Source organism: Candidatus Methylomirabilota bacterium (assembly GCA_035764725.1).
Taxonomy (GTDB): Bacteria; Methylomirabilota; Methylomirabilia; order Rokubacteriales; family CSP1-6; genus DASRWT01.
Genome location: DASTYT010000131.1, coordinates 26168 through 42427, shown reverse-complemented (window position 1 = coordinate 42427; position 16260 = coordinate 26168). Strand labels below are relative to the sequence as shown.

Genomic DNA, 16260 nt, shown 5'->3' with positions numbered 1-16260 from the left:
CTTTTCCTTGGTAACCACATGACGTATCAGGTGCTTGCTCGGAAATGGCGGCCGCAGGCCTTCGACGCGGTGGTCGGGCAGGACGCCATCACGCGGACGCTTCGCAACGCGCTCGCCTCAGGCCGCGTCGCGCACGCGTATCTGTTCACCGGGCCGCGCGGCGTGGGCAAGACGACCACCGCGCGCCTCCTCGCCAAGGCGCTGGCATGCACGGGGCGCAGCACCGAGCCCGAGGCCTGTGGGAAATGTCCCTCGTGTCTCGACTTCGTCGCGAGCGCGCCGGTGGACGTGCTGGAGATCGACGCCGCGTCGAACAACGGCGTCGAGGAGATCCGTACGCTGCGGGAGAACGTGAAGTACGCGCCCGCGCGCGGCCGCTTCAAGGTCTACATCGTGGACGAGGTGCACATGCTCTCGGGGCCGGCGTTCAACGCCTTCCTCAAGACGCTCGAGGAGCCGCCCGATCACGTGGTGTTTATTCTCGCCACCACGGATCCCAAGAAGATCCCGCCCACCGTGCTGTCGCGGTGCCAGCGCTTCGACTTCCGGCCCATCCCCGCCGATCTCCTCACGCGCGGCCTCATCGAGATCCTGACCCAGGAGAAGGTGGAGTTCGACGCGGCCGCGCTCCCCCTGCTGGTCCGCGCGGCGGAAGGCAGCTTGCGCGACGCGCTCTCGCTGCTCGACGCCGCCATCGCATATGGCGAGGGGCGGCTCGAGGAGGCGAGTGTGGCGCGGCTGCTCGGCACCTCCTCGCCGGTGCAGGTGCGGGCGCTCGCGGGCGCGCTGCTCGGGCGCGATCCCGCCGCCGCCCTCGAGGCCATCGACCGCGCCGCGCGGCAGGGCGAAGACCTCGACGGGTTCTGCCGCGACGTCGTCGAGATGCTGCGGCGGCTGCTGGTCGTGAAGGTGGCGCCGGCGTCGCCGCCCGCCGAATTGACGCCCGCGGAAGCGCAGGAGCTGGCGGCCGTCGCCGAGCCTGCCGGCGTGGACGACCTCGTCTATCTGCTCCGCGTGCTCCTGGAGAGCCAGGCGGAGATGCGGCGCTCGCCGTATCCGCGCATCGAGCTCGAGATCGCGGCGGTGCGGGCGACGCGCCGTCCGCAGCCCCAGGCCATTGACGCGCTGATCAGCAAGGTCGAGGAGGCGGAGAAGCGTCTGCGCGCCGGCGGCGCCGCCGGCGTCGTCCCCGCGCGGCCCGCGTCGACGCAGGGCAGCCTGCTGGACTCGCCCGCGCCCCGTCCCTCCTCCGTCCCCCCTCAGGGGAGAGGGCAGGGTGAGGCGAGTCGTCCGGCTACCGCGCCCGCTCCTCAGCCCCGGACCGAGATGCCCGCGCCTGCGGCGGCCCCGGCCAACGATCTGGGCGAGGCTTGGCAGCGCGTGGTCTCCGCCGTCCTCGCGCGCAAGGCCCTGCTCGGCTCCGTGCTCCAGCACGCCACCCCCATCGTCGTGCGCGACGGGGCGCTCGCCGTCAACCTGGTCGCCAGCCGCTTCCACCAGGAGCTGCTCGCCGACCGCGCCAACCGAGAGCTCATTCACCAGGTCATCGCCGAGCACGTGCCCGGCGCGCGCCGCCTCGAGCTCACCGCCGAGTCCGCGCCCGCCACCGGCGCCGCCGCGCATCCCGCCGTGGAGGCCGCACGCGCGGCCTTCGGCGCGGAGATCGTGGCGGTGCGGCCGCGCATGCCCGACGAGCCTCAGGAAGGAGAAGGCCAGTGAAAGGCTTCGGCAACATCATGAAGGAGGCCCAGAAGCTCCAGGCCCAGATGGCCGCGCTTCAGGCCGAGGCCTCGAAGAAGCAGGTCGAGGCGACCGCGGGCGGCGGCATGGTCACCGTCACCGCCAACGGTATGCAGGAGATCGTCGCAATCAAGATCGACAAGGAAGTGATCAACCCCGAGGACAGCCAGATGCTCGAGGACCTCGTCCTCGCCGCCTGCAACGAGGCGCTGCGCAAGTCCAAGGAGATGATGCAGACCGAGATGGGCAAGCTCACCGGCGGGCTCAAGATCCCCGGCCTCGGAATGTGATGGCCTACTTCCCCGAGCCCGTCGCGCGCCTCATCGAGGCGCTGCAGCGACTGCCGGGCGTCGGGCCGAAGACCGCGCAGCGGCTCACCTTCTTCCTGCTCAAGCGGCCCGCCGACGAGGTCAACGAGCTCTCGGTGGCGCTGACCGAGCTCAAGACCCGTATCGTGCACTGCACGCGCTGCTGGAACGTCACCGAGCACGACCCCTGCCGCATCTGCCGCGATCCCGCGCGTGACGCCCGCAGCCTCTGCGTGGTGGAGGAGCCGAACGATCTCCTCGCTCTCGAGCGCACGGGCGAATTCAAGGGCCGCTACCATGTGCTGCTCGGCGCGCTCTCACCGCTGGACGGGATCGGGCCGGAGGACATCAAGGTGCGCGAGCTGCTCGCCCGGCTCGAGGCCGAGTCGGTGGACGAGGTGATCCTCGCCACCAACCCGAGCGTGGAGGGGGAGGCCACCGCGATCTATCTCGCCAAGCTGCTGCGGCCTCTCGGCGTGCGCATCACCCGCATCGCCCGCGGGCTGCCGGTCGGCGGCGACCTCGAGTACGCCGACGAGGTGACCCTCAGCAAGGCCCTCGAGGGCCGGAAGGAGATGGGATAGCTCCCGCCATGCAGAACCAGGTGATCATGGGCGTGTTCTTCTGGTCGACGCTGATCTTCTTCGCGTGCTGGCTCGTCATCGAGCTCGCGGAGCTCATCCGCAAGTTCCGGCGCGATGCCGCGGTCCGCGATCGGCTCGGCCTCGAGGCGCGGCCCGGGGAGTCGGCCCTGGAAGAGCGGATGCGCATCGACGCGGCCGAGACCCGGGGGGAGCCGGGGCCCACTCACCGGCCTTAGCGTGTGATATAAAAAGGTTCCGGATCAGTGCGGCCCGCGCACTCCCCGATAGCTCAATGGTAGAGCACCCGGCTGTTAACCGGGGGGTTGTAGGTTCGAGTCCTACTCGGGGAGCCATTCCTCGCCGTGTCCTCGCCATCGACATCGGCGGCTCCGGCCTCAAGGCCTCCCTGATCGACGCCACCGGGAAACTCATGGTTCCCCGCCTCCGCGTGGACACCCCGGTGGGCCAGCCTCCGCGGCAGGTCGTCCAGACCCTCGTGCGCCTGGTCGCGCCCCTCCGCGGCTACGAGCGCGTGGCTGTCGGCTTTCCGGGCGTGGTGCGGGGGGGCCGTGTCTTTACCGCCGCCAATCTCGACCACGACGGGTGGAAGGGCTACGATCTGGCCCGCGCCCTCCGGCAGGCCCTTGGCAAGCCGGTGCGGGTTGCAAACGACGCCGACATGCAGGGTCTCGCCGCCATCAAGGGCAAGGGCGTCGAGATGGTCATCACGCTGGGCACCGGCTTCGGCACCGGGCTCTATCTCGACGGCCGGCTCGCGCCCCATCTGGAGCTGGGGCACCATCCCTTCCGCAAGGGCGAGACCTACGAGGAGCAGCTCGGCAACGATGCCCTACGCCGTGTGGGCCTGCGCCGGTGGAACCGCCGGCTGAAGAAGGCCATCCGCATGCTGCGCAGGCTCACCACCTTCGATCACCTCTACATCGGCGGAGGCAACGCGCGGAAGGTCCGCCTCGAGCTCGATCCCGACGTGAGCCTCATCGACAACGAGGCCGGGCTTCGCGGCGGCGCCGCCCTCTGGAAGGACTGAGCGGGGTCCGCGTCAGGAGCGGGCGAGGACGGCGAACGGGGCGAGCAGGACGTGGTCCCGCTCGTACGTGAGCATTTCGAAGGCGCGGTCGAGAGACACCCAGCGGACGGCGTCGATCTCGTTGCGGGGCTGGGCCACGCCCGACACCGGCACCATCATCCAGTAGCGGACGATTTTCCGCCTGCCCTTTCGGGTCTGATAGGACACGCTCGGCATCTCCTCCTGGAGCGCGCAGCGGAGACCCGTCTCCTCCCAGACCTCGCGGAGGGCGCAGGCCTCGTGGGTCTCGCCCAGCTCGAGCTTGCCCTTGGGGAAGGTCCAGTCCTCGCGGTGGGACCGGTGCACGAGGAGGACTTCGGTGTCGCCGCGGCGGTTCTGGCGGTAGATCACGCCACCGGCCGCGCGCGTCGTCGCCCGGGTCTTCAGGCGTTCCTCCAGGCCTTGCGGCCGCGACGCTCGAGCCCCGGCCAGGCGTCGAGAAACTCGGCTCGTGCTTCCTGCCGGCGCGTGCGCTGCTTGTCCACGAGCCGCCTCGAGAGCGCGACGGCGAGCGGCTTCCGCTCGGCCCGGAGAAGGCGGCGCACCCGCTGCTCGGCCACCGCCGCGTCCTGATGCTCGCCGAGGGCGTCCTGGAGCTTCTTGGCCCGCTTGATGAAGCGCTGCGCCGGCTTGCCGGCCATGGGCTCGGCCAGCTCGGCGGCGTAGCGGGCTCGCTTCACCCGGATCCGCACCTTGTGCAGCTCGGCGTCGGCGGGCTTGTCGGGCAGCTGCTCGACCGCCTTCTTGAGCTTCTTGAACGCGCGCGCGGCGACCTCGGGCAGCGAGACGTCCGGATCCACCACCGGCGGATGCTCGGCGCCCGCGCGCAGCCGCTCGAGCAGGCGGGCGTAGCGTGGGCCCTCGACGGCGTCACGCGCCCGCTCGCCGGCGCGGATGCGCTGCCGGTCCAGGCGCTCGAGCATGTGCCGGGCGGCCACGCGGCCGGCGCGGAGCGGGGCCACCTCGGCGCGCAGGTGCTCATAGAGCACGTCGAGGTCGCGGCGCGCGCCGAGCGTCTCGCCGAGCCAGTCGAGCTCCTTCCGGAGACGGGCGAGCCAGCGCGGCTCGAACATGTCCCGCACCGCGCCGAGGACGGCGCGCAGCCGCCGGACGGCGGTGCGCATCTTGTGAACCTCCTCGGGATCCCGGCCGACACGGACGCCCGGCTCGGCGTCCCGAAGCGCATCGATCTGCTCGCGCAGGAGCTCGATGACGCGATCCCGCGCCTCGCCGCCCGGCGCCAGCGCGACCTCGTCGACGATCGCTTCCGGCATCATCGTCCTCAGCATCGCACGCTCCGTGAAAAGTCTGGACGGATTTCGTCGGCTCGGCGGGCCCATCGCCTCGCCCCCGCCGCGGAGTTATAATCGATCGATGGCCTCGCTGACCCCCGAGCGGAAGACGGCCCTGCGCCGGGAGATGGAAGCCCTCCTCGGCAAGGGAGCCGTGCTCTCCGACCCCGACGAGCTGCTGGTCTACGAGTCGGACGGCCTGACGCTGTTCCGCGCGCTCGCCGACTTCGTAGCATTCCCGCAAACTGCCGAGCACGTGGCCGCCCTCGTGCGCCTCGCCAACCGCGAGGGCATGCCCTTCGTGGCTCGCGGCGCCGGCACGGGGCTGTCCGGCGGGTGCCTGCCCGCCGAGGGCGGCCTCGTCATTTCGCTGATGCGGATGAATCGGGTGCTCGAGGTCGACTACGCGAACCAGTACGCGGTGGTGGAGCCAGGCCTGGTCAACCTCCACCTCTCCTGGGCGGTCGGGCCCAACGGCTTTTACTACGCGCCGGATCCCTCGAGCCAGCAGGCCTGCACGATCGGCGGAAACATCGCCAACAACTCGGGCGGCCCCCATACCTTGAAGTACGGCGTCACCACCAACCACGTCCTGGGCCTCGAGGTGGTGCTGCCGGACGGCGAGCTGATGTGGATCGGCGGGAAGACCCGGGACCCGCAGGGCTACGACCTCACCGGCCTCTTCGTGGGCTCCGAGGGCACCTTCGGCATCGCCACCAAGATCATCGTGCGCATCCTGAAGAAGCCCCAGGCCGTGAAGACCGTGCTGGCGGTGTTCGACGAGATCGACCAGGGTTCCAACGCGGTGTCGGCCATCATCGCCCGCGGCCTCATCCCCGCTGCGATGGAGATGATCGATCACCTCACGATCGAGGCGGTCGAAGACGCCTTCGGCTGCGGCTACCCGCGGGACGCGGCCGCCGCGCTCCTCATCGAGGTGGACGGCATCGCCGCCGGCATGGACGAGCAGGCCACGCGCATCATGGAGGCCTGCCGCGAGGCGGGCGCGCGGGACGTGCGGGTGGCGCGCGACGCCGAGGAGCGCGAGCTCCTGTGGAAGGGGCGCAAGTCCGCCTTCGGGGCATTCGGCCGCATCTCGCCCGCCTACATGGTCATGGACGGGGTGATCCCGCGCAGCAAGCTGCCCTACGTGCTCCGCCGCGTGAACGAGATCGCCGCCTCGTATGGTCTCCGGGTGGGCAATGTCTTCCATGCCGGCGACGGCAATCTCCACCCGAACCTCCTCTACGACCCGCGCGAGCCCGGCATCGAGGCCCGCGTGCTGGCGGCGGGCGGCGACATCCTCAGGGTCTGCGCCGAGGTGGGCGGCTCCATCTCGGGCGAGCACGGGATCGGGCTCGAGAAGGCGGACTACATGCCGCTGATCTTCTCGGGCGCCGACATCGAGTGCATGCGCCGGCTCAAGCACGCCTTCAACCCGTCAGGGCTCTGCAATCCCGGCAAGATGTTCCCGAGCCGCAAGGCCTGCGGCGAGGCGGGCATCGCGTATCGCCCGCACCCCATCGAAGAGAAAGGCCTCGCTCAGCGCTTCTAGCGCGGGCGCGGCGCGACCTCCCCTCGTAGCGGCCTCGCAATGGACGCCGAGCTGATCCGACGCCTCACTGCCCTCGTCGGCGAGCGCCATGTGCTGACCGGCGTGGAGTGCTCGCCCTATGTCCTCGAGGGCCGGACGCCCGAGGCGGTGGTGTTCCCCGGCACCAAGGAGGAAGTCGCGGGCGTGCTGGCGGCGGCGGACGCCGCCGGGATTCCGGTGACCCCGTGGGGGAGTGGCACCCGCATCTCGGTGGGCATGCCGCCGGCGCGGCCGGGCCTGGTGCTCTCGCTCAAGCGGCTCGATCGGCTACTCGAGCACGAGCCCGCCGATCTGACGGCCACCGCCGAGGCGGGCATGACCCTCGGGGCGTTCCAGGACGCGCTGGGCCAGCGGGGCCAGTGGCTCTCGCTGGACCCGCCGCACGCGCGCCAGGGCACCCTCGGCGGTGTCCTCGCCAGCAATGCGTCCGGGCCGCGGCGGCACCTCTACGGGACGGCGCGCGATCTCCTCATCGGCCTCACCATGGTGCTGGCCGACGGCTCCATCGTGCGCGGCGGCGGCAAGGTCGTGAAGAACGTGGCGGGCTACGATCTGCCCAAGCTTGCCATCGGCTCCTTCGGCACGCTCGGGGTGATCGTCGAGGCGACCTTCAAGCTCCGGCCGCGCCCCGACATGGACCGCCTGATCGTGGCGACCTTCGAGCGCGTGAAGGATGCGGGGCAGGGCGCCCGGGCCATCATGGCCTCCGATCTCATCCCCTCGGCGGTGGATCTGCTCGACGCCGAGGCCATGCGCGCGCTGGGCCTCGGCGGCCGCGAGGGGGCCGCCCTCCTGGTCGGGCTCGACGGCCTGCCGGAGCAGGTGGAGTGGCAGAGTGCCGAGCTGGCGCGGCTGCTCGCGTCCGGTGCCCGGGTCGAGACGCGGGCCCTCGACGGCGCGGAGCGGGACGGCGCCTGGCAGGCGGTGGGCGAGCTGTCGCGCTGCGCATTCCCCGAGACCACCGCGGTGATGACCTGGGGCGCGCTGCCGACCCAGGTCGCCGATCTCGTGGAGCACGGCGGCGACATCGCGCGCCGCCACGGGCTCAACGCGGCCTTTGCCGCGCATGCCGCGGTCGGGATCATCACCGCCGTGCTCGGCGCGGGCGCCGAGGCGAAGATCGCGGCGACGACGGTGGCGGCGACCCTCGGTGACTGGCGCGCGCTGGTCCGCGACGCCGGAGGCCACGGCATGCTCGAGTGGGCGCCTCTCGCGGTGAAGGAGCGCGTGCCGGTGTGGGAGCCGCCCGGGGCGCCCTTTCGGATCATGCAGCGGATCAAGGCCGAGCTGGATCCCAACGGCATCCTGAATCCCGGCCGCTTCGTGGGAGGGATCTGACGGCATGGCGCACGGCAGCGAGACCCTCGCCGCGCCGCCGGGCCCGCTCACCCTGCACGGCCACGACGTGGAGGGGGTCAACCGCTGCGTGCATTGCGGCCTCTGCCTAGCGTACTGCCCGACGTTTTCCTTGCTCGGCACGGAGATGGACTCGCCGCGTGGCCGCATTTTCCTCATCAAGTCGATGGCGGAAGGGCGCATCGCCCTCACCGAGTCGACCGCCGCGCACCTGGACCTCTGTCTGGGCTGCCGCGCCTGCGAGACGGTGTGCCCGTCGGGCGTGCCCTACGGCCAGCTGATCGAGGCGGCGCGCGCCGACGTCGAGCGGCAGCGCCCGGGCGGCGTGCTGCGCCGGCTCTTCCGCTGGGTGAACTTTAGCGTGCTCCTGCCGCACCCACGCCTGCTCTCGCTCGCCGCCGCCGGTCTCCGCCTCTATCAGGTCAGTGGGCTTCAGCGCCTGGCCCGCGCCACGGGGATCGTCCGCCTGCTCCCGTCGCCGCTCCCCGCGTGGGAGCCCTTACTGCCGCACATTCCCTCCCGCGCCGACCGGGCGCCCTTGCCCGAGGTCATCCGCGCCGAGGGCGGGAAGCGCGTCACCGTGGGGCTCCTCACCGGCTGCGTGCAGCAGGTGGCCTTCGGCCCCCAGAACCGTGCCACCGCGCGCGTGCTGGCCAAGAACGGCGTCGAGGTCGTGGCCCCGCGCACCCAGACCTGCTGTGGCGCGCTCCACGCGCATGGCGGCGAGCACACGACGGCGCTCGAGCAGGCCAAGAAGACGATCGAGGCCTTCGAGTCGGCCGGCGTGGAGCAGGTGGTGGTGAACACGTCGGGCTGCGGCGCCCACATGAAGGCCTACGGCGCGCTCCTCGCGGACGATCCTGCATGGGCCGCGCGCGCCGCGCGCTTTGCCGCGCGCGTGAGCGACGTGTCGGAGTTCCTCGCGCGGGAGCCCCTGCGCGGACCCCTCGCCGCCGTCAGGCGAAAAATTACGTATCACGACCCCTGTCACGTCGTCCACGGGCAGAAGATCCGCAAGGAGCCTCGGAAGCTCCTGGCCCAGATCCCCGGGCTCGAGGTGGTGGAGCTACGCGAGGCCGACTGGTGCTGCGGCTCCGCCGGCACGTACAATCTCACCCAGCCCGAGATGGCGACGCGGCTCCAGGAGCGCAAGGTCCAGAACATCCGCGCCACCGGCGCCGACGCCGTGGTCACCGCGAACCCGGGCTGCATCATCCAGATCGCGCAGGGGCTGGCCCAGGGCGGGGGCAAGCCCGTGCAGGTGCTCCACATCGTGGAGCTGCTCGACGAAGCATATAGATGAAGACGAAAGTGATGGACCTCGCCAGCCTGCCGCCGCTCACGCCCGTGCTGGTGACGGTCGACGGCAACGACGTGTTCCTGTACCGGCGGGGCGCGGAGGGCTCGGGCCCGAACGGCGAGATCCTCGCCATCGGCAACGAGTGCCCGCATCAGGGCGGCAATCTCTGCGACGGCTGGCTCGACGGCGACATCGTCACCTGCCCGCTGCATGGCTGGGAGTTCGACCTCCGCACCGGGGTCTGCATGACGATCCCCGGCGAGCGCGTGCCGGGCTACCGGGCCACGGTGGAGGACGGCGCGGTGTACCTCGAGCCCGCGGACTGAGGCCACGCGCGCATGGCGGACCCGAGACCCGATCAGGTTGCCCAGGAGCATCGGAGCACCGGCCACAAGACCGCCGGCTGCTTTGTGCTCACGATCTCGGACTCGAAGACCCCGAAGGACGACACCAGCGGCAACCTGATCCGCGAGCTCCTGACCGCCGCCGGCCACACCGTGGTCGGCCACGGCATCGTGCGCGACGAGCCCACCCAGGTAGTCGCGGTGATCCGCGAGGGCCTGATCAAGCCCGACCACCAGGTATTCATCCTCACCGGCGGGACGGGCATCACCTCGCGCGATTCCACGTTCGAGGCGGTGGAGGCCCTCCTCACCAAGCGCATCACGGGCTTCGGCGAGCTGTTCCGCATGCTCTCCTACGGAGAAATCGGCGCCGCCGCGATGATGTCGCGCGCGCAGGCCGGCGTGGTGCAGGGGCGCCTCGTCTTCTCGCTGCCCGGCTCGCCGCATGCCTGCCGGCTCGCGCTCGAGAAGCTGATCATTCCCGAGCTGGGCCACCTGCTCCGCGAAGTCAACCGCTAGCGCGGCGGCGGCGATGAGCGTCAAGTGGCTCCCCTGGGGCGATGCCGCCTTCGCCCACGCGCGCGAGACCGGCCGGCCCCTGCTCCTGTCGCTGAGCGCGCGCTGGTGCGGCGCCTGCCACCGCATGGACGAGGAAACCTGGGACGATCCCGGCGTGGCCGCAGTGGTCGAGGGGAGCACCGTGCCGGTGCGCGTGGACGCGGACGAGCGTCCCGATCTCTACGGCCGCTACCACCTGGGCGGCTTGCCTTCCACCGCCGTGCTGAGCCCGGACGGCGAGTTCCTCCGGGGTGGGACCTTTCTCTCGCCCACCCAGCTCCTCGGGCTGCTGGACTCGGCGCGCGCCGACCTCCGAGAAGGCCGGCGGCCTTCGCCTCGCGTCCGGGCCGTCGCAGCGCCTGCCGCGCCGCTGGTCACCGAGATGGTCGCGCGCCTTCGGCGCCGCGCGGATCGCGAGCACGGCGGATTCGGCGTGGGGGCGAAGCTCCCGGAGCCCGACGCGGTGACGCTGCTTCTGCGCGAGTGGCAGCGAACAGGCGACGCGGAGCTGGCGGCGATCGCGCGCGAGAGCCTCGACGCCATCGCGACGCATCTCGTGGACCCGGCCGACGGCGGCTTCTTCCGCTACGCGGCGGCGGCCGACTGGTCCGGCCCACACACCGAGAAGGTGACGGTGGACCAGGCCGCGCTGATCGCGCTCTACCTCGAGGCCTCCGCGGCGCTGGGGTTGGCGGAGTATCGGGGCGTGGCGCTGCGCGCGCTCGATCACGCGCGGACGCGCCTGGCCGATGCCGAGGGCCGCGCCTACGCGAGCATCGCCGCGGCGCCGCGCGACGAGGTGGACGACCGGCGCTTCGCCGACGCGGGCGCGGCGCTGGTGCGCGCGGGGCTGCTGGCGTGCGCGCTCGCGGACGTGGACACAGGCCTCGTGCTCGAGGCGCCCGGCGCGGCGCCCCACGGGGCCGTGCCGCACTGGCTGGACGCGCCCGCAGGCGTCGCGACGCCGCGCGGCCTCCTGCGTGATCAAGCCCTCACGATTGCCGCGGCCGTGGAGACGCATCGGGTACGCGGCGACGCGGCGCTGCTCGACTGGGCGACGCGCGCTGCCGCGTGGAGCTTCGCGAATCTCTGGAACGAGTCCCGCGGCGCCTTCCGCGACGCCGTTTCCTCATCCCGCTCCCCCCAGGGAAGAGGGCAGGGTGAGGGGTTTTTCTTCCCCCTCCTCGCCAACGGCGAGATGGCCCAGGCTCTGCTGGTGCTGTCGGACGCCTCCGGCGATGCGCGCTGGCGCCGCCTCGCCGCCGCGCTCGTTCGGAGCCTCGCCGTCGAGGCCGCGCGCTCGCCCGCGGGCGCCGCCCTGGCGCTGGCCGCGCAGCGGCTCGATCCCGGCGCGGCCACAACCTGATGGGCCCATGTCGCAGCGGGCGGCCACAGCGGTAGCGTCCCGTCGCTCCACGAAGATGAAGCGAACCCATGCGGTATACTCGAAGCCGGTCGAATTGGGTCCCTTCCAGGAGGCAGATGTTCCCATGAGCCATCGGGTTTCGGCGGTTGTCCTGGTCTCGCTCATCCCGCTTCTGGCCGGTGTCGCAACCGCCCAGCAACCCGCCCCCGCGTCGACCGCGCCGCCCGTCCAGTACTGGACGGAGACCCCGGCCGCGCCGGTCCCCCCCGATATCCAGCGACTCAACGACTTCATGAACGGCCTCACCGAGCGCATGAAGCCCGCGCTCGTGCAGGTGCGCGTGCGCCGTATGGTCGATCCCTCCGATCTGCCCGAGCAGCAGCCGCGCACGCCGGGGCAGCCGCCTTCGCCCCCCGATGAGCCCCGCCGCGCCTCCGGCTCCGGCTTCATCATCCGGCAGGACGGCTACCTCGTGACCAACGCCCACGTGGTGGACGACGCCGAGCAGATCCAGGTCAAGCTCTCCGACGGGCGCCGCTTCGCGGGCCGCCTCGTCGGGGTGGATACTCGGGTCGACCTCGCCCTCATCAAGATCGACACCACCGGCCTTCCCGTCGCGGCGCTGGGCGACTCGAACAAGCTCCGCGTCGGCGAGTTCGTGCTGGCGCTGGGCCATCCGTTCGGGCTCGAGCAGACAGTGTCGTTCGGCATCGTGAGCCGCAAGGGCGCGCCGCTCGAGGTGGCCGCGCCGGGCTTCGACTTCATCCAGACCGACGCCGCGGTGAATCCCGGCAATTCCGGCGGGCCCCTCATCAGCATGGCGGGCGAGGTCGTGGGCGTGAACAGCATGGCCGCCCGCAACGGCTCCATCGGCTTCGCGATCCCCATCAACCTGGTCAAGGGGCTGCTGCCGCAGCTCGCGGAAAAGGGTCGGGTGGAATGGGGCTGGCTCGGCGTCACCATCGCCGAGATCGGCGAGGACGAGGCGCCCAAGTACGGCCTGGCCGAGCCGCGCGGTGTGCTGATCCGCAACGTGGTGGTGGGCCAGCCCGCGGACAAGGGCGGCGTGAAGGCCAACGATGTGATCCTCGGCGTCGACGGCGCCTCGCTCGAGGGCCCGCGGGATCTCCAGCGCATCATCTCGTCGACGCCCGTCGGCCGCACCGTGAAGCTCAAGGTGTGGCGCGAGGGCAAGCCCACCGAGCTGGACGTGACGGTGGGCGCCTATCAGGGTCCGAACCGAGGCACTCCGCCGCGCCGGGTTCCCGAGCGCGCGCCCGCCGAGCCGGCGCCCCCCAAGTAGCTGCGCGGATGAATCGGGCGCGCTGGAGCAGGCGCGGCACCGGGTTGATCGCGCGGGCGATCCTCGCCGCTGCGCTGCTCGGCGGCCCGGCGCTCGCGCCTCCGGCCTCCGCGACGGAGGCCATCGCGATCTTCCCCAACGATCGCCTCACGACCCCTGATCCTGCCCAGCTCACCGGCCGGCGCGTCGCGCTGCTCACGCCGAGCTGCCCCGTCGATCCCGCAGGCTGTGACGACGTCGCGCTGCTGAATCAGCTCGACGGGTTCTCGGTGAACCCGCGCGTCGCCATCACGTTTGACCGCCCGATCCGCATCGAGAGCGTCACGCGCGACACCGCCTTCATCGTCCCGGTGGCCGCGGAGGGCGCCGCGGTGCCGATCCCGCTAGGGCAGTTCGTCTGGGACGAGGAGAGTAAGGTGCTCTACGCGCGGCCCGAGCGCGCGCTGCTCCAGTCCCGCGTCCATGCCCTCGTGGTGACCACCCGCATCCTCGACGGCGAGGGCAAGCGCCTGCGGCCCGCCCCCGAGTTCCTCAAGCCGCGCGAGGGCACCGACCACGGCCGCAAGGTCGAGACCCAGATGTGGAAGGCCATCTCACCCACCGGGCTCAAGTGGGCGGACATCGCGGGCATCGCGCTCTTCACCACCCAGTCCGTCACTGCCGACCTCGAGCGCATGCGCGCCGTGCTGGACAGCCGCGCGCCGCCCGCGGTCACGTTCGATCTGGCTCCGGGCGGGGCCAGGTCCGTCTTCGCGCGCGACTACGTCCAGGCCATCGACTTCCGTCGCCACGTCGCCACCAGCGGTCTGCTCCTCGGCGATCCCGTGCCGATCGCGCTCGATCTGCTGCCGCCCACCGAGGTGAAGGCGATCGCCTTCGGGCGTTACCGCAGCCCGTCCTTCCTCTCGGCCGACCGGCACATTGTCCCGGTGCCGACCCGCCGGCCGTTTCCCCAGCCCCAGGTGGAGGAGGAGATTCACCTCACGCTTTTCCTGCCCGCCGGCGAGCGGCCGGCCGGCGGCTGGCCGGTCGCCATCTTCGGCCACGGCTTCGGCAATGACCGGCACGTGATCCCGCCGGCGATCGCGGGGGGACTGGCCCGCGCGGGCTTCGCCACAGTGGCCATCAACGTGGTGGGCCACGGGTCCGGGCATGATGGCACGCTCACGGTGACGCGCGCGGGGGCGCCGCCCGTGGTGCTCCCGTCCGGCGGTCGCGGCACGGACCTGAACGAGGACGGCGAGATCGGCCTTACCGAGGGCGTGGGCACGCGCATTGGGTCGCCCCTCCAGCCGATCGGTTCGACCGACGGGCTCAAGCAGACGGTGGTCGATCTCATGCAGCTCGTGCGCGCGATCCGGCGGGGCATCGACGTGGACGGCGACGGCCAGCCCGATCTGGACCGTGAGCAGATCTACTACGTCGGCCAGTCGTTCGGCGGCATGTACGGCACGCTGCTGATGGCGGTGGAGCCGCGCATCCGCGCGGGCGTGCTCAACGTGCCGGGCGGCCCGGTGATCGAGATCGGGCGCCAGGCCGCCGCCTTCCGCCCTAACGTGATCGCGGCGCTGCAAGCACGCAACCCCTCGCTGATGAACGGCGAGAAGGACTTCGTCGAGGCGATCCCGCTGCCCGGCGAGCCGCCGGTGAAGGCGCCGCCGCCGGGGGCGCTCGAGATACAAGACTACTTCGATCGTGTGGAATGGCTCGGCCAGACGGCGAACCCCGTGGCCTTCGCGCCGTATCTCCTGCAGACGCCGCTGCGCGGCGGCCCGCCGCGCGCCGTCATGGTCCAGTGGGCGGTGGGTGATCGCACGGTGCCGAATCCCACCACCGAGAACATCCTCCGCGCCGGCGACCTCACCAAGGTCGCCTCGCTCTACCGCCACGATCAGGTGGCCGCGAGCCTCCCCGAGCGCTTCCGCGCCAACCCGCACGGCTTCCTTACCTGGACGTTCTTCCCCGACGTGGCCGACATCGCGCGCGCGGCGCAGGAGCAGGTCGTGCGCTTCTTCCTCACCGGCAAGATCGAGCAGGTGGATCCGCGATTCGAGATTCCGCCCGCCCGCCCCTGACCTACCCTCACCCGGCAAGTCCCCGAGGAGCTCCGATGAAGATCACCGGTGTCGAGACCCTGCATGCCGACGGCGGCTGGCGCCCCTGGACCTTCGTGAAGGTCAGCACCGACGAGGGCATCACCGGCTGGGGGGAGTGCAGCGACAACCGGAGCCCTCACGGCATCGCCGGCTGCGTGCGCGACATGACCGATCTCCTGATCGGCCAGGATCCGCGGCCGGTGGAGCGGCTGTACTGGGACATGCTCCGGCGCACGCGCCAGAACCTGGGCGGCGTCACCCACAAGGCCATCGCGGGCGTGGAGCTGGCCCTGTGGGATATCAAGGCCAAGGCGCTGAGCGTCCCGGTGTACGAGCTCTTCGGCGGGCCCATGCGCGACCGGATGCGGCTCTACTGGTCGCACTGCGGGACCACACGAGCGCGGCTGGGCCACGTGCTGGGCACGCCGCCGCTGCGGAGCTACGACGACATCGCGGCGCTCGGGCGCGAGGTGGTGGCGAAGGGCTTCACCGCCTTGAAGACCAACATGGTGATTCCCGGGGATCCGGCCACCGTGTACTTCCCGGGCTTCAGCAGCGGCATCAACACCACCGACGGCGCGCCGACCGTGGAGATCCTGGGCGCCATCGAGAAGCTCATCGGCACCTTCCGCGACGCCGTCGGGCCCAAGGTCGGCCTGTGCCTCGACCTCAACTACAACTTCCGGACCGAGGGCGTGCTGCGGGTGGCGAAGCTTCTCGAGAAGTTCGACATGCAGTGGGTCGAGTACGACAACTGGGACCCGCAGGCGCTACTTCAGATCAAGCAGTCGACGTCCACGCGGCTCGCCTCCTGCGAGAGCCTCGTGACGACACGCCAATATCGCCCGTTTCTGGAAAAACAGGCAATGGACGTCGCGATCATCGACGTGCCGTGGAACGGCTTCTCCCAGTCCGCGCAGATCGGGCGTATGGCCGAGTGCTACGAGATCAACATCGCCCCGCACAACTACTACAGCCACCTCGCCGATCTCCATTCCCTCCACCTCTGCGCGGTGCTCCCCAACGTGCGCATCATGGAGATCGACATCGACGACGTGGCGTGGAAGAAGGACCTCGTCACGCGCGCGCCCCAGATCCGCGACGGCCACATCTTCCTCCCGGAAGGACCGGGCTGGGGCGCGGACATCAACGAGGAGGTCCTGCGCGCGCATCCCTGGCCGGCCAAGGGCAGCAAGCCCCTGTTCTACGGCATGGACGCCGAGCAGATGGGACGCCGCACCTAGCCAGCCTCACGCAGTGAATCCGGGTGAGTTGGAACCGGAGTGAAACCAGGGCGGCCCCGGAATGGTGGCGGCCGGCCTAGGGGCTTCT

16 protein-coding genes and 1 tRNA gene are annotated in these 16260 nt (G+C 71.2%); 15 read left to right on the top strand and 2 right to left on the bottom strand.

What is annotated here, in order from left to right; translation table 11 throughout:
• The first annotated feature begins 18 nt into the window (after positions 1 to 18).
• From dnaX to VFX14_22080, 6 genes are all read left to right on the top strand, one after another.
• Positions 19 to 1719 carry a DNA polymerase III subunit gamma/tau gene (gene dnaX / locus VFX14_22105; GenBank protein ID HEU5192392.1) on the top strand — a complete coding sequence of 567 codons (1701 nt, stop codon included), beginning with the start codon at positions 19 to 21 and terminating at the stop codon, positions 1717 to 1719.
• A complete protein-coding gene (locus tag VFX14_22100) occupies positions 1716 to 2030 on the top strand; it encodes a YbaB/EbfC family nucleoid-associated protein (GenBank protein ID HEU5192391.1) in 315 nt (104 codons plus the stop codon). Before dnaX ends, VFX14_22100 begins: the two co-directional genes overlap by 4 nt.
• Positions 2030 to 2632 carry a recombination mediator RecR gene (gene recR / locus VFX14_22095; GenBank protein ID HEU5192390.1) on the top strand — a complete coding sequence of 201 codons (603 nt, stop codon included), beginning with the start codon at positions 2030 to 2032 and terminating at the stop codon, positions 2630 to 2632. The genes VFX14_22100 and recR overlap by 1 nt, the downstream gene beginning before the upstream one ends.
• A gap of 8 nt (positions 2633 to 2640) precedes the next feature.
• Positions 2641 to 2868 (top strand): hypothetical protein, encoded by a 228-nt coding sequence (locus VFX14_22090; protein ID HEU5192389.1) that lies wholly within the window; start codon positions 2641 to 2643, stop codon positions 2866 to 2868.
• Positions 2869 to 2910: 42 nt separating this feature from the next.
• Positions 2911 to 2985: transfer RNA gene (locus VFX14_22085), tRNA-Asn, on the top strand.
• Positions 2985 to 3680, top strand: coding sequence for an ROK family protein (locus VFX14_22080; protein HEU5192388.1), 696 nt, complete (start codon positions 2985 to 2987; stop codon positions 3678 to 3680). The genes VFX14_22085 and VFX14_22080 overlap by 1 nt, the downstream gene beginning before the upstream one ends.
• Positions 3681 to 3692: 12 nt before the next feature.
• Here the strand turns inward: VFX14_22080 and VFX14_22075 are convergent, their stop codons facing one another.
• Positions 3693 to 4106, bottom strand: a complete 414-nt coding sequence (locus VFX14_22075; GenBank protein ID HEU5192387.1) for an NUDIX hydrolase — start codon at positions 4104 to 4106, stop codon at positions 3693 to 3695.
• Positions 4103 to 5008 (bottom strand): CHAD domain-containing protein, encoded by a 906-nt coding sequence (locus tag VFX14_22070; GenBank protein ID HEU5192386.1) that lies wholly within the window; start codon positions 5006 to 5008, stop codon positions 4103 to 4105. Before VFX14_22070 ends, VFX14_22075 begins: the two co-directional genes overlap by 4 nt.
• A gap of 85 nt (positions 5009 to 5093) precedes the next feature.
• On the opposite strand from VFX14_22070, the gene VFX14_22065 reads away from it, so the two are divergent.
• The 9 genes from VFX14_22065 to VFX14_22025 all read left to right on the top strand — a co-directional run bounded on the left by VFX14_22065 (position 5094) and on the right by VFX14_22025 (position 16172).
• A complete protein-coding gene (locus VFX14_22065; protein HEU5192385.1) occupies positions 5094 to 6566 on the top strand; it encodes an FAD-linked oxidase C-terminal domain-containing protein in 1473 nt (490 codons plus the stop codon).
• Positions 6567 to 6605: 39 nt separating this feature from the next.
• Positions 6606 to 7943: an FAD-binding oxidoreductase gene (locus tag VFX14_22060; GenBank protein ID HEU5192384.1), complete on the top strand. Its 1338-nt coding sequence runs from the start codon at positions 6606 to 6608 to the stop codon at positions 7941 to 7943.
• A gap of 4 nt (positions 7944 to 7947) precedes the next feature.
• A complete protein-coding gene (locus tag VFX14_22055; protein HEU5192383.1) occupies positions 7948 to 9264 on the top strand; it encodes a heterodisulfide reductase-related iron-sulfur binding cluster in 1317 nt (438 codons plus the stop codon).
• On the top strand, positions 9261 to 9587 hold the full coding sequence (locus VFX14_22050; GenBank protein HEU5192382.1) for a Rieske 2Fe-2S domain-containing protein: 327 nt from the start codon (positions 9261 to 9263) through the stop codon (positions 9585 to 9587). Before VFX14_22055 ends, VFX14_22050 begins: the two co-directional genes overlap by 4 nt.
• Before the next feature lie 12 nt (positions 9588 to 9599).
• Positions 9600 to 10124, top strand: coding sequence for a molybdenum cofactor biosynthesis protein B (locus VFX14_22045; protein ID HEU5192381.1), 525 nt, complete (start codon positions 9600 to 9602; stop codon positions 10122 to 10124).
• A 13-nt stretch (positions 10125 to 10137) separates the two neighbouring features.
• Complete coding sequence (locus VFX14_22040; GenBank protein HEU5192380.1) at positions 10138 to 11529, top strand: DUF255 domain-containing protein; 1392 nt, start codon at positions 10138 to 10140, stop codon at positions 11527 to 11529.
• 124 nt (positions 11530 to 11653) lie between these two features.
• On the top strand, positions 11654 to 12832 hold the full coding sequence (locus VFX14_22035) for a trypsin-like peptidase domain-containing protein (protein ID HEU5192379.1): 1179 nt from the start codon (positions 11654 to 11656) through the stop codon (positions 12830 to 12832).
• An 8-nt stretch (positions 12833 to 12840) separates the two neighbouring features.
• Entirely contained in the window at positions 12841 to 14907 is a 2067-nt protein-coding gene (locus VFX14_22030; protein ID HEU5192378.1) for a hypothetical protein, read from the top strand.
• Between the two features lie 35 nt (positions 14908 to 14942).
• Positions 14943 to 16172, top strand: a complete 1230-nt coding sequence (locus tag VFX14_22025) for a mandelate racemase/muconate lactonizing enzyme family protein (GenBank protein ID HEU5192377.1) — start codon at positions 14943 to 14945, stop codon at positions 16170 to 16172.
• Positions 16173 to 16260: the final 88 nt, after the last annotated feature.

Coding starts and splice junctions, on each gene's coding strand:
- VFX14_22070 (HEU5192386.1), bottom strand. CDS start 5,008: ATGCTGAGGACGATGATGCCGGAAGCGATCGTCGACGAGGTCGCGCTG.
- VFX14_22060 (HEU5192384.1), top strand. CDS start 6,606: ATGGACGCCGAGCTGATCCGACGCCTCACTGCCCTCGTCGGCGAGCGC.
- VFX14_22055 (HEU5192383.1), top strand. CDS start 7,948: ATGGCGCACGGCAGCGAGACCCTCGCCGCGCCGCCGGGCCCGCTCACC.
- VFX14_22050 (HEU5192382.1), top strand. CDS start 9,261: ATGAAGACGAAAGTGATGGACCTCGCCAGCCTGCCGCCGCTCACGCCC.
- VFX14_22065 (HEU5192385.1), top strand. CDS start 5,094: ATGGCCTCGCTGACCCCCGAGCGGAAGACGGCCCTGCGCCGGGAGATG.
- recR (HEU5192390.1), top strand. CDS start 2,030: ATGGCCTACTTCCCCGAGCCCGTCGCGCGCCTCATCGAGGCGCTGCAG.
- VFX14_22045 (HEU5192381.1), top strand. CDS start 9,600: ATGGCGGACCCGAGACCCGATCAGGTTGCCCAGGAGCATCGGAGCACC.
- VFX14_22030 (HEU5192378.1), top strand. CDS start 12,841: ATGAATCGGGCGCGCTGGAGCAGGCGCGGCACCGGGTTGATCGCGCGG.
- VFX14_22025 (HEU5192377.1), top strand. CDS start 14,943: ATGAAGATCACCGGTGTCGAGACCCTGCATGCCGACGGCGGCTGGCGC.
- dnaX (HEU5192392.1), top strand. CDS start 19: ATGACGTATCAGGTGCTTGCTCGGAAATGGCGGCCGCAGGCCTTCGAC.
- VFX14_22035 (HEU5192379.1), top strand. CDS start 11,654: ATGAGCCATCGGGTTTCGGCGGTTGTCCTGGTCTCGCTCATCCCGCTT.
- VFX14_22040 (HEU5192380.1), top strand. CDS start 10,138: ATGAGCGTCAAGTGGCTCCCCTGGGGCGATGCCGCCTTCGCCCACGCG.
- VFX14_22090 (HEU5192389.1), top strand. CDS start 2,641: ATGCAGAACCAGGTGATCATGGGCGTGTTCTTCTGGTCGACGCTGATC.